The 12,429-nt window shown below is 62.5% G+C and carries 13 protein-coding genes; 1 reads left to right on the forward strand and 12 read right to left on the reverse strand.

The features are described 5' to 3' along the window. Positions 1–13 precede the first annotated feature (13 nt). Positions 14–379: a DUF3085 domain-containing protein gene (locus tag GIB19_RS03100; protein ID WP_019099029.1), complete on the reverse strand. Its 366-nt coding sequence runs from the start codon at positions 377–379 to the stop codon at positions 14–16. Between the two features lie 438 nt (positions 380–817). On the opposite strand from GIB19_RS03100, the gene GIB19_RS03105 reads away from it, so the two are divergent. Next, on the forward strand, positions 818–1,180 hold the full coding sequence (locus GIB19_RS03105; RefSeq protein WP_274883473.1) for a hypothetical protein: 363 nt from the start codon (positions 818–820) through the stop codon (positions 1,178–1,180). Here the strand turns inward: GIB19_RS03105 and GIB19_RS03110 are convergent. From GIB19_RS03110 to GIB19_RS03160, 11 genes are all read right to left on the reverse strand, one after another. Continuing rightward, positions 1,169–2,710 (reverse strand): conjugal transfer protein TraG N-terminal domain-containing protein, encoded by a 1,542-nt coding sequence (locus GIB19_RS03110; RefSeq protein WP_274883474.1) that lies wholly within the window; start codon positions 2,708–2,710, stop codon positions 1,169–1,171. The genes GIB19_RS03105 and GIB19_RS03110 overlap by 12 nt on opposite strands. A 9-nt stretch (positions 2,711–2,719) precedes the next feature. Then, the gene (locus tag GIB19_RS03115) at positions 2,720–3,025 is read right to left on the reverse strand and encodes a hypothetical protein (protein WP_274883475.1); all 306 of its coding nucleotides are present in this window, start codon (positions 3,023–3,025) and stop codon (positions 2,720–2,722) included. Further along, the gene (locus GIB19_RS03120) at positions 3,022–4,377 is read right to left on the reverse strand and encodes an integrating conjugative element protein (protein WP_274883476.1); all 1,356 of its coding nucleotides are present in this window, start codon (positions 4,375–4,377) and stop codon (positions 3,022–3,024) included. The genes GIB19_RS03115 and GIB19_RS03120 overlap by 4 nt, the downstream gene beginning before the upstream one ends. Further along, a complete protein-coding gene (locus GIB19_RS03125; protein ID WP_274883477.1) occupies positions 4,377–5,354 on the reverse strand; it encodes a TIGR03756 family integrating conjugative element protein in 978 nt (325 codons plus the stop codon). The genes GIB19_RS03120 and GIB19_RS03125 overlap by 1 nt, the downstream gene beginning before the upstream one ends. A 219-nt stretch (positions 5,355–5,573) precedes the next feature. Then, entirely contained in the window at positions 5,574–8,315 is a 2,742-nt protein-coding gene (locus tag GIB19_RS03130) for a conjugative transfer ATPase (RefSeq protein WP_274883478.1), read from the reverse strand. Next, positions 8,315–8,734 (reverse strand): TIGR03751 family conjugal transfer lipoprotein, encoded by a 420-nt coding sequence (locus GIB19_RS03135; protein ID WP_274883480.1) that lies wholly within the window; start codon positions 8,732–8,734, stop codon positions 8,315–8,317. Before GIB19_RS03135 ends, GIB19_RS03130 begins: the two co-directional genes overlap by 1 nt. After that, positions 8,697–10,205, reverse strand: a complete 1,509-nt coding sequence (locus tag GIB19_RS03140) for a TIGR03752 family integrating conjugative element protein (protein WP_274883483.1) — start codon at positions 10,203–10,205, stop codon at positions 8,697–8,699. The genes GIB19_RS03135 and GIB19_RS03140 overlap by 38 nt, the downstream gene beginning before the upstream one ends. After that, the gene (locus tag GIB19_RS03145; protein ID WP_274883484.1) at positions 10,195–11,001 is read right to left on the reverse strand and encodes a TIGR03749 family integrating conjugative element protein; all 807 of its coding nucleotides are present in this window, start codon (positions 10,999–11,001) and stop codon (positions 10,195–10,197) included. The genes GIB19_RS03140 and GIB19_RS03145 overlap by 11 nt, the downstream gene beginning before the upstream one ends. Beyond that, positions 10,998–11,639, reverse strand: a complete 642-nt coding sequence (locus tag GIB19_RS03150) for a PFL_4703 family integrating conjugative element protein (protein WP_274883486.1) — start codon at positions 11,637–11,639, stop codon at positions 10,998–11,000. The genes GIB19_RS03145 and GIB19_RS03150 overlap by 4 nt, the downstream gene beginning before the upstream one ends. Further along, positions 11,636–12,037, reverse strand: coding sequence for a TIGR03750 family conjugal transfer protein (locus GIB19_RS03155; protein WP_274883487.1), 402 nt, complete (start codon positions 12,035–12,037; stop codon positions 11,636–11,638). The genes GIB19_RS03150 and GIB19_RS03155 overlap by 4 nt, the downstream gene beginning before the upstream one ends. A 7-nt stretch (positions 12,038–12,044) precedes the next feature. Beyond that, positions 12,045–12,422: a TIGR03745 family integrating conjugative element membrane protein gene (locus GIB19_RS03160; protein ID WP_274883488.1), complete on the reverse strand. Its 378-nt coding sequence runs from the start codon at positions 12,420–12,422 to the stop codon at positions 12,045–12,047. Positions 12,423–12,429 lie beyond the last annotated feature (7 nt).

The raw sequence follows: 12,429 nt of genomic DNA on the forward strand, positions 1-12,429 counted from the left end.
CTTCGCATCTGCGTCAAGATTTGCCTGCGGGATCAACCTCGGCGGCCAGGTACAGGTGGGTGGAGGTGGCCTCCACCACCAGCGATCCTGCGGTACCGCGAAGGCTGGCGAGGACAGGATCATCAATGTCGAAATACTCGGCAAAATCATCGCCGCCGAACTCATCGCGGGCGCGATTCCACCAGGTGTCGAAGTCGTCGACGTTGGGGTTGCAGCCAGTGGCATAGGCCACGCGTTTGCGGCCGCCACCGTCCGGTTTGCTTTCGCCGATCTCGGACATGAGGTAAACACCGTGGTCCTTCACCAATATCAGCCTGCAACCATTGATACCAGCCTCGGCCAACACGGCGTGAAGTTCAGTGCCTGTGAAACGCAGCATGATGAGATCCTCCAGAGAGTGCGGAGGAACACCATCCCGTGAGGGAGAGTTCCCAGCACTGGATTGGATGTGAGTAGGGTGCAACGAAGACGCAGGTTCAGTGAACCCGGGGATTAGAAAGCGTTCATCACCGGGGAACGGTGACCATGCGAGCTGCCGAACGCGAATCGCATTTCGGGGTAACCATCACATGCGTGACGTAGCCTCAAAGGTTATGGCTACCTGGGGTGCTGGAAAACCAGCGATTGCACTTACTCAATACCAAGCAAAATGGCTTCGGTCAACGACGGGAAGGGTGCGCAGTCGGGCTGCGAGTCCACAACGTTCCAGGGTGATGTTTCAGTCTGCTTCTGAACGATGAGCGGTGCTGTTCGTAGTTCGGAAAGGAGTAGACTTTAATCTTGGATCCAACGGGCTGTTCGCCTTTGGAGGTGCAAGATGACAAATCCAATCCGTCCTTCATTTTCGGGCCGCCTGGGTTCTAGCCTGGGAATAGCCTGGCGAAATCGGGTCTCCAAGCTATCTGGCTCTCGTCGTCTGGCTCAAAAACCACGTAGACAGTTGTTGCTGACAGTAGCTAGCAAATTGCTTTGCTTGCTTGGTCTTGCTACTGTAGCTCTCGCTTTTGCTTTGCTGATCATCACCGACCTGACATTTGCGCTGCTGCGTAGCTGGTGGGATAAGACTGGGCCTACAGAGAGTCGAGAAGATACATCCCCAGACTACTTGGGCGCTGATTTTTATATTGGCGATTACGATAGCAACGGCCACTACATAGGTGATTGTAAATCACCTGATTGATTTCCTACCGGCGCTCGTCAATTGCGCTGTGCCTCTGCTGCCGGCGTCCGTCGCAGTCTTGCCCCCGTATGCCAACATGCTTTGGATGCCGTTACCCACGGCGTAGCCGGCCCAGCTCATAGTGCCCACGAACAAAGCTGGCAAGACAATGAACATCGCGCCCATGACGTACTCGATCACCTGTGCTGTAACGGTCCCATCCATGAACCCTGCAGTCGGCAACGACAATAGCGCCTGGTCCGTGGTAGACACTTGGTTATACAGCGTTTCCAGCATGCTCGAGTCTATCCAGCGCGCGAGCTCCCACCAGAATGTCAGCATGTGCAGCGTGAACAGCGCGAATGTGATCGTCATGAGCGCCTTGAGCTGGTAGGTGCTGATCAGCAGCACCAGCGGTAGGCTGATGATCGTGCCCATGATCAGAAAGGCCTGGACCATCGGCAATGCCGCGCGTAGTGCATTCATTGCCGGGAAGTTGCTGAACGAGCCTAGGGCCAAACCGGTATTGGTGGCCAGGTTGTTCAGCCCTTGCGTCAGCGAACCGCCGCGGGCGCTGCTACCGTAGTCTTGGAACACCTGCCCAGGTGCCATGCTCAATGATTGCTGCCGTGGGCTTACCAGCTCGCGTAAGGTGGCGTCTTCGGCCTCCGTAGAGGTGCGCCCCGTCAGCCAGCCCCGTAGCTGCGATAGCAGTGATGGATCAACCTCGGCCACCAAGCGGTCGCGCAGTCCGATCGTGCCGTCGCTCCACCACTGCTTGCAGGTAGGGTAGCCAGCGCCGTTGTCGAGCTGAGGCAGAGAGGTGTCCCGGGTCTCGTCGTATGGCCAATCGACTCGGGGCGTTCGCGAGCGGTCGGTATCGTAGTAGCCCGGTGTGTTGAGCAGGTACGTCGAGCCTATCCAGGACGCGTCGTAACTTTGCGACTCGTCCAGCTCGGGCCGATTGGTGAACAGCCGCGAGCGCGAAAAACCGTAGCAGTCCCGGGTGAAGTCGGCGACTTCCTGTAGCAGCACCTGGTCGTTGATCCGCGAACTGTCGATCTCCATGCGCATCGCCCGGATGTCGGGCGCGCATGGAATCGCCGCGGTGGCAGCGGCGGTGATGCCTTTGCTCATGGTATGCACGAGGAACCACCACACCGGCACGTTCGCTGACTTCTCGCCGATGGTGTTGAAAGTCGTGGCCCAGGCCGTGTCGGCGGGCCTGACCAATGAGATCCCACAGCGCTGGCTCGCGGCATCGTCGAAAGTCACCGATGAAAGGCTCAACGGGAAGAACGGCATGCACCCGAACAGAATGACCACGTAACTCATCCACAGCCGGTTCTCGACGCGAGGGATCGACAGCAGGCCCTTGTTGCCTTCGTCAGCACCCTGTTGGCGGGCCGACAGCCATTCCTGCAGGATGACCGCACCGAAGGGGGCGGCGAACAGCCCGGTGTCCACCAGCGTATTCCAGATGCCGTTGTTGATGATCCAGGCCAGCAGCGACAGGTAGTACTCAAGGTAGCTGTTGGTGCTCATGTTCATGGCCGCACCTCACACGCGAGACAGTTCGACCAGGATGATCGAGCTGAAGCCGATCAACCCCAGACGCTTTAACAGTTGCTGGTCCACAGGCGCAGGCCGCATGCGCAACGCTGCGGCCCAACCTGTGAAGATCAGGGTGTACAGCAGGGTGCGCCACCACGCCAAGAAGGCGGCAGTCGCCCGCGTTGGTGCGAGCCAATCCAGTTGGGCGGCGGGCAGTTGAAGTGCCATCCAGGCAATCAGCAACATGGCCAGCATGGCGCCGATGATCAGCAGCATGTGGACAGTCAGTGATCTCATAGATGACGTGATCATGGCGTGTTCCTCTCCTGTTCAGCCCGGCGCAGTCGGTCCGGCACCGGGTCGCGCTGATCGATGCTGCGCGAGGCGTCGGCACCGCCGGCGTGGCGATCAAGAACCAGGCTGGCGGTATTGGTGGCCAGCGACTGGCGTACCTGCAGCTCGGTTTGCAGCAGGCGGATCTCCCGTTCCAGGGTTTCGACGTTGCTGTTGAGGGCTGTGGTGGCGGGCTGCGCCGACGCCACGTTCGGCTCATGGCTGCCGGCGAACAGCGTGCGTTGCAGCAGCATCGCCTTGTAGATCACGCTGGACAGTGCGGTCTCACTGGCCAGACGTCGGGCCAGCAGGTTCTGATCAGGGTCATCGCGCAGCCCCTCAATGACGCCGCGCGAGACCTGCAGCAAGGGGCTGGAGACCTTGCTGAGGTTCTCTGGGGTAGGCTGGTCGGCGTCCGAGACCATGCGCTGCAGGCCTTCCAGGTGTTCCGTGTAGGTTTCCTGGATCAAAGGCGATAGGCCCGTACCGGCGGTTACACGCAGCGTCTCGCAGTCATCGCAGGTTTCCACCTCGGTTTCACCGAGCACTCGTGTCGCCCATTCCGAGGCCTCTTCGGGGCTCGACCAGGCTTGGCAGATAGCGCCATTCTGGCAAGCCGACCCGACGGCCGAGGTGTCCTCGACGGCCCGGTTGTGCAGCAGGTTGTAGCCGGCCTTGACCACATCCGAAGTCACCCGGATGGGTTGCTGTCCGTTACCACCGGCTTTCTGCCCACCGACCCAGCTGACGCCGTTGTTGCCGTTGTTCGACTCGGTATCCTTCACGGCCATGACGGCATCGCCGCCGGACTGCTCGAGGTTGTGCTGCATTTCCTGATTCTGAGCCAGCGCGCCCCAGCCAGCTTGATCGACTTTGTCGGCCATTTTCGCCGCCATCGCCTGGCAGGTGAGCTTGGAACGATCGAAGTCGATGCGTCCCTGCAGCACTCCATTGCTCAGCAGCTCATACAGACCGGGATTGGCGCGCTGGATGATCATCGCCGGCAACGACATTACTGCCTTCGTGGCGCTCTGGATGACGTTGCCCATGATCTGCTGAAAGCCCTGGGTGGCGCCGTTGAGCTGGTTCTGCAGGGTGTTCGAGAGGTTCATGTTTCCGCACATCATGTTGGCGCGCCATGACATACCGACGCCAAGGCCATTGGGACGGTAAAGCGAGGAGGGCGCTCCCGCCGCCGTACCACCGCCGATGGTGTACATCACGCGGTCGTCCAGGACCGGGGCCTGGTCACCGAGGTGGTAGCCGTTCTCTGCGGCGAAGCTCGCGGCGCACACGAGAAAGCACACCAACCCGAGCGCGAGGTTTTTCATCATTGGCCTCCATCAAAGTCGATGCTGAACAGAAACGTCTGGCCCATACGCTGGCAGCAGCGGTAGGGCCGCCACAGCGACCAGGCATAGGCGCCGTCGGAGCTCTGGATCGTTGGGCTGGGGAAGATGGCGCAGGTGTTCTGGATGACCGGGACCAGCAACTGCCAGCGGTGATTGTTGACGTTGTTCTCCATCACCGGCCGCGGCGGCCAATAGCCAGGAGCCGGCATCGGCTGCAGCCGTAGATAGACATGCGGCTGGCCGACGCGGGTGATGAAGTCGCTGGCGCGCTGTGCCATCACGGCAGCTGCCTTGAAATCATCGGGCTGCACCAGAAAACCGTGGCGCGGATACACGCTGCCCCACATGTTCCCGAGTGCCTGGTTGCCGATCTCACGCATTCCCGGGACCAGTGCCTGCGGGTAGACGGACTCCGGAGCGGCCTGGCGCCACGCCAGCGGGTCGAGTGTGCTGAGGTAGTAGGGCGCAAAGGGCACGGCTCCGCTTGGGCACGCATAGCCGAACGTGTGTGCCAAGGCCGTCAGGGCTGCCCCGCCGGGATGCCCAATGCCGTCGACATTCTTGAATCTGGGCAGGTTATCGCGCTGCAGCGAAGGCGTGATCAGGTTGCCACCCCCTTGCGACGCCAGCGTCGGCGTCGACAGCGCCGACATCTCGCTCCAGGGATTGCTGCCGGTGTCGGCATAGCTCGATACGACCAGCTCGGGAATGAAGTGACGGATCTTCGGTGAGGTCCGTACTGTGCAGCCGAACGGCGTGCAGAGCAGCCAGTAGCAGATGCCGACGACTCGATACTCCAGGCACTGCAGCGATCCGACGGAGGCGATGATGGTAGGCGTGGTCAATGCCAGGCACTGCTCGGCGGCGACCAGCAGTGCTGCCGCGGTGAAGGTTCGGCCACGGCGAGCCGTTCTGGTTTTCGGCGCTTTGCTTCGGGTGAAGGCGGTGACGTTCATGGGCAACGCTCGCAGGTGGCAGCGGTGTGCATCCGTGCGCCAAGTTTCAGCATCCCGGATCCGGTGCTGGATGAGGGCGGACAAACCGAGTCCGGGGTGATCGGTTTCGTCGGGCGCTCAATTTAGCGCCGCGAGATGAGAAAACTGCCAGGGGAGTACAAATGTGCTCTTTCCGATTTTTACTGAGCAGAAGGGTTCGGATAGCCCTGACGGTGTCGTTCACGAGATGCCGCGCAGGCGATCAATCTCCGCCGCGACCTGCAGGGCGGCTTCCAGCTCGGACTGCTGGTGCTCTTCCATCAATCGCCAGCGCTGAGCTTTTTCCTCGGGTTCGGTCATGGCCAACGCGAGGTACAGGCTCGGTGGTACCGCCCGGAACAGCGTCTCCAGATTCTTCGACATGACCACGCCCTCGGTGAACTTGCCCGAGGCTTTGCTCGCGGAGAGCAGCAGTGCCTTCTGCGCCGGCGTGAGTTTCTTGAAGCGGGCAATTTCCTCGATTTCCGCTGGCGGCATGTTCAAGCAGATCCACCACTCGATCATGTTGAGCATGGTTTGCGCCGTGTTGGGCAAGTCGGCCATGTTCTGCGTCGCCAGCCAGAACCAGGCACCGAGCTTGCGCCACATCTTCGTGCCCTTGACCACGAAGGGGGCCAGCAGCGGATTCTTGGTGATGATGTGGCCTTCGTCGGTGACCATGATGATCGGTCGCCCCAGGTACTGATCGCGCTCGGCGATGTTGTTCACCGTGTTCATCAGACTGATGTAGCTGATCGACATCTGCGCCTCGTAACCCTCACGGGCATACGTGGCGAGGTCGACGATCGTCACGTCGCTCTCCGGCCAGGGTGTGCCGGGCTGGTCGAACAAGGCACCTTCGAAACCCTGACAGAACAGGTCGATGGACTCGGCCATTTCCTGTGCGCGCTCGCGGCGTTTGTCGGGCAGGTGGGTGTCGCTGGCGACCTTACGCAGGGCATCGCGGACATGGCGGGTCAGCACCTGCTGCTTAGTGGTCGCGCAGTACCGGGCGGCATCGAGGATGCACTCGCGGATCAGGCTGCGGTCCGCCCGGGTCAGGCGCGCCTCTTCCTTAGCTTCGCCGCCGGTGATCATCAGCCGCGCGGTGATCTCCAGCTCGCCCAGCACGTCGCGCTGTTCATCACTGTCTGGCGCGGCCTCAACCAGGTCTTCGGTCGACAAGCTGGCGACCTGCTCCGGATTTTCGATCAGGCGCCGGGCATGGGCGAACGGTGCCAGGCTCACATCACTGCCCGGTTTGAGCTGAACCTTGTTGACAGACAGCCCGAACTTGGCGAAGTAGTCGCCCTGCAGGCCAAAGGAGTTGCCCGCTTCGACGATGAACAGCCGCGGCCGGTACACGGCCATGACTTGCATCAGGATTGAAACCAGAGTGGCCGACTTGCCGGCACCGGTCGGGCCAAACAGTAGCAGGTGACCATTCATCGAGCGATCGAAGCGTGATAGCGGGTCGAATGACAGCGGCGCACCGCCACGGTTGAAAAAGGTGATGCCCGGGTTGCCGGTGCCGATGCTACGTCCCCAGAGGGGCAGCAGGTTGGCGACGTGCTGAGCAAACAGCAGCCGGGTGTACCAGTTACGTGTGTCCCGCGCCGGGTTGTAGACCATCGGCAACCAGCGCAGATAGCTGTTGCACGCGGCCACTTCATCGCCCTCGCGCACCGGCTGCAGGCCGGCGCCGAGCAGGACGTTGGCAGCCTGGACCGAGCGCTGGCGCAACTGCTGTTCATCGGCGCCGCGCAAGTACAGCGCCAACGTGCCGCGGTACAGCTTGTGCTGGCGACCAATCAGCGCGCGGGCTTCTTCCACGTCCTGACGGGTTTGGGTCGAGGCGAGGTTCTCGCCGATGGCTTTTCGCGCCAGGCGATTGAGCTGCTCCTCGAGCACATCCTGGGGCGTGATCACCAAGGTCAAGCTCATCAACGCCTGCTCAGGCAACTGATCAAACAGGGCGTTCAACGCCTCGCCTTTGCGCGTCTCGCCGGTCAGCTGGCCGATATGCGGTGGCCTGCGCAGCTTGTCGACCACCATCACGGCGTGCGGCTGCTGATCGAAGTACCACAGACCTTGCTCGCTATCGGAGCGCGGTTCCTGGAAGAACAGCCGCTCGGCGAAGTCGTGGTCGAACGGCAGCGGCAGATTCTCGCCGTCATCCACTTCCGGGTAGGGCACACGTCGATAGAACGCGGCGGGGGATTCGCCGGTGAGGGCAGGGGCGGGGTTGAACCAAGGCAGCAACCAGGCGTAGAAATCGCGCCCGTTCAGCCGCCGAGGGCAGACCCCGCAGGCCTGCAGCGAAGCCACCAGGCGCTCGCAGGTGCGGCTCAACAGCTGGACCGGGCTCTGCCCATCCTCGTCGGCCTGCTCCCCGAGCCAGCGGTAGACCACCAGCCGAATCCGCCGATTGCTGCCGCGCCAGGGGAGGTGAGACACCACATGGTCGTCGAACAACCCGCCCGGCTTGCCGACGGCGTCGAGGTGGCGTTGCATCGACGCGAGGAAGGCCTCGGTGAAGGGCGTACCTCGCGCGCGGGGCGCGATATAGCGCTCCAGGCGTTCGAGGTATGGGGCAAAGTCACTGTCGTCCTGGCAGAAGAACTGCACCACCCAGGGTGCCTGGTCGAGCTCGTCGAAGCTGTCCTGCAGCGCATCTTCTAGGGCGTCGCGTGCCGCCATTAGCCACTCGGGCTCACGGCCCTCGGTGCCGATAGGCTGCATCTCGAACACAGCACCCACCGATCGGTTGTCATCGAGCAGAAAACACTGCTCATCCTCGAGGTATTCGACCCAGGGCAGGTGGTCGGCAAAGCTGGGATTGTGTGCGTACTGGGCGACCTCATCGGCCAACGTGGCGCGCCGACGCTGCGCCGCGCGCCAAGGCTTCCAGCATGGTGGGTCGCGACTCGCATCATCGGCCATCACAGATCGTCCAGGCGCTCGCCGGGGAGCGCGTACTGGACCTTCTCGTACAACGGGAACACGGTCGAGTAGCCAGGCACCGGCGTTTGTTGGGTACCGGCCAGATGCGGGTAGACGTACATGACCAGGTCTGGATTGGGCAGACGTGGGAACTGAGCACGGATTTCATTGGCGGCGGTGCGCGTGTAGGCGCTCTGGTCGTTGATCCGGCGTTCGGGATCAAGCACCGGTCGACGCAGTTCGCCACGCGCCTCCAACAGCTGTTGCTGAGTACCGACCGAGCCACCGCCGTTCCAGATATCAAGCATGGTGTGATCACCGTGGGGCAGCATTTCTTCCTTGTTGGTGGAGCAGCCCGCCAGGTGCAGGCCGAGCAGCAGGCTAATCCAGATCCAGTACCGAGACGGATGGGCTTTCATGGTTCACTCTCCGGCCTTTGGGTTCGTAGTCGATGCTGATTTCGTGGTCCAGATGCAGGGCCACTCTGGCCCCAGGCGGCACGTAGATGGCGGCGAATGCTTCACCGTAGAGCTTGTTGATCCACTCACGGATGTCGCCAATACCCCCGCTGATCACCGAGTTCAGCGCGCTGTTGCCGCTGTTCTGGGACAGGCCCAGGCTGCCGCTGGCCGAATTGATGAACGAGGTGTTGGTCTGCTCGCTGCCCAGGGCTGCAGCGAAGCCGGCGCCGGCTGCGGTGATCAGACTCTGGCTGCCCAGATACTGCTGGGCGTTGGAGCGGCGCTCGCCGGAAATGCAGGGAATGCCGTAAGGGTCGGAGATGTAGCCCAGGCCGCCGCGGATCTTCTCGGTGTCCGAGGTCTGGGTGCTGCTGCGATTTCGGCTGACGACCTTCTGCGGCTGCGGCACCGTGCGGACAGTACCGTCGCTGAAGACGAAGGTGATCGACTCGACCTGGCCGCGCACGCAGGACAACGTCCAGTCACCGGCGGCAGTGCCGCTCATGACCGCGCCGACCACGTCCGGCAGGTCGATGCCGTTGGCAGTGAGGTTGTCTGGCCCCACCAGCACCTTGAACGGATAGGGATCGTTCACGGTGCCGTCCACCGGCACCCGGCCAATCAGCGCGGTCATGGCGATCGAGCCCATCAGCGTCGAATTCTCGGGGATGGTGTAGATGGGAAGGGCACCTTCGGTACGGTCTTGGGCGTTCTCCAGGTCACGTTCGCCTTTGGCGACGGCACGCAAGCGGTCCTGGCCACGGTCGATGGCGTTATTGTCCAGACCGTGCAGGTCCTTGAACTTCGGGGTCAGCGACGACAGCGGACCGTCGGCTTTGGTGATGTACTCTTGCCCGACGCGTGCATTGGACGGTTCGATCCACTGCACCGCATCTGCCGGTGCTTGAGCGCCGGAAAACTGCTGCTCGTCGCCCGGTTCAAGACCGAAGCCCGCAGGAACATCCGACTTTGCGGCTGGCTTGCCGGTGAGCTGGTCCTTAAGCCTGGACAAGATGCCTTGGGTTTCGCGGTGCTGCTGCTCGGCCTTCTGCCGAGCATCGTTGGACTGCTGGCGCTGTTCGGTAACCTGTTGGGTGACGCTGCTCAAGGTGCTCTGGATGCGCGTGTCGATGTTGCCTTCGCGGGTGCGCAGCCGGTTGTTCTCGGTCTGCAGCGCATCGTTGCCTTTCATCAGCGTCTGCATCTCGCTGCGCATCGCCTTGACCTGGCCGATCAGCGTGGCCACGGTGTCGCGCGGGGTATCACCGGCGATGCCCAAGGCCTTTGCTTGTTCCGCGCTGAGTGAAGCGTTTTCCGGATCGTGAGTGGGCTGGCCATCTGGAGCGGCCACCCACGATTTGATGATGATCAGCACGATGCCCAGTAGCACCCCGGGTACCAACCATTTCAGCAGGCCGTTAGCTTTCATGATCGGCAGCCTCCGGTTTTGGCGGTGGCAACAGCAGCGCATGCTTCAGGTCGCCGCCGCGGGTGACGAGGTAGGCCACGGTGGTGTCTTCAGGCGTACCGGTGAGCCCTAGGTCCGCGTGCTGGAAGGTTGCCGCGTACAGCGTAGCCTGCAGGTGACGCGGGTCAAGCACGACCTTGGCAGGACCGCGATTCACGATCTTCACCGCCGTCACCCAGTAGTCGCCCAGCCGCCAGGCGGCGAGTGCCTTGATCGAAACCCGCTCGGTGGGCAGCAACGAGCTGAACGCAACAGAGTCGCTCAGCGGTACCCGTCGCACACCGGGCAGTGGGGCCACGGTACGTAGGGGCGCATAGAGGTTCTGCGCCGCATAGCGGGTGAGTACCACCGATACCGGCGTCGCAGCAGGTGCCGCCTCCTTCGCAGCTTTCACGTCCGGTGCCGAAGCCTGGGCCACGATCTTGACCGGCTCCAGCGCCTCGTTGCCCTCAAGCGCCTCGATGTCGATCAGGATGATGTCGCCTGACTTCACCGACTGCAGTTGCAGTCGGGTAGGGGGAAGGGTTTCAGCGGTTCGCAAGTACACCGTACCGCCGACGGACTGCACACGCAGCTTGCCGGCGATCGAACTAGGCAGTCCGACGCGCACATCCTCATCCAGCAGCAGGACGCGCTCCTGGCCCACCGTAAGTGGAACGGCCAGCGGTAGACGATCCCAGTATTTGACCTCAACGGCACCAACGGCTGAACACCAGCCTGCGGCTACCGCCAGCATCATGATCAAGATACGCATCATCCCGCACCTCCAGGCAGCGTCAGCTTCTGCGGTGTGCCTTCGTAGCAGTCCAGGGCCAGGCCCCACTTGTTGTGCTCGGGGTCGACGTCGAAGCGCACCACTCGCAGCGGATAGCGCACGACCACGCGCTTCACCGGCTCGGCGGCGTAGTACTCGTCGGCGTTGAGGTCGAGCTTTACCAGCCAGCTGTGCTTGTCCAGCTGCTTCACCCGCAGGTCTGGGTCGTCGCTGTAGCCGCGGCCCAGCACCTCGTACACGCCGCGCACCCGCCCGCGCAGTTCGCCGGCAGTCTTGCGGTACTCGAAGTCGCCGTCGAAAAAGGTCTTGCACGCCGGTGTGAGGTAGGGCTGCAGGGCAAAGATGGCGCGGTGGTAGTCGACCTCGCCATCGGTGGGCCAGCGGTTGAGCTGGCCGAAGATGTACAGCGCGAAGGCGTAGATGTTTTCCGGTGGTACATCCCACCACTTGCGCGTACTGCCAGAGCGCAGATCGGGCGGCACGTGGATGGTCAGCTCGGAAGGCGCGGACTGCCAGCCGTACCAAAGCCCGCAGCACAGCAGTGCCAGGATCGAAACGGCCAGACGCAGGCTGAAAGTATGCGCCTGCTGCGCATCCACCTTGTTGCGGAAGCGGCTCATGACGTGGCCCTCGTATGCCGACGCGTACGGCGCACTGTCCAAGGCCCCGAGTGCAGGATCAACTGATGAGTGCCGACACCCCAGTGCACTGCCAGATACCATTGCAGGCGACGATAAAGCCAGGTTTCGGGGCGGGCGCGCTTGGCCCGACGCAGCAGCTTGCCTCCACCGAGCAACACCAGCGCCATGCAGATGAACATGCAGGTGGGGAGGGTGGCGATGGAAGCGGTGGCCACCGCCAGCGGTGCACCGAGGATCACACCCAGGCCGGCGCCGACGATCAGCGCGACCCACATCTCGTCGTTGGTGAGCCCGCGAAGAACGGCCGGATCACGGTTTAGGCGTTCCGGCAGGAAGGTCAGCGTACCGTCAGGCAGGGTGGCAGGGGCGTCGGACATGGTGACCTCACAGGATCGTCGCGGCTTTGGTGAGGAACCACAGGATCACCACCACCAGCAGCGCGCCGACGCCGACCACGGCGCCGAGATCTTTCCAAGTCTTGCGCTGATTTTGCACGTCGGCGTAGACGGTGAGCGAATGCCAGGCCACGCCCAGAAAGGCAAGCGTGGCGATCAACAGGCCGAGGAGGATGCCGCCGTCGTATGCATAGTTCTTGATGGTGTCGATCAGGCCCGAACCTTCGCCACGGGAGGGCGCCTCCATGGTCGGCAAATCAGCCCAAACCAGCGTCGAGCTCAGCAGCGCCAAGCCACCGAACAGGGCTTGAGAACAGGATTCCTGCAGGAGAGCGAGCGGGCGATGGCAGCGACGGGAGAGGTTCATGGCAAAG

It is taken from the genome of Pseudomonas sp. ITEM 17296 (genome assembly GCF_028895205.1).
GTDB classification, from domain to species: Bacteria; Pseudomonadota; Gammaproteobacteria; order Pseudomonadales; family Pseudomonadaceae; genus Aquipseudomonas; species Aquipseudomonas kermanshahensis.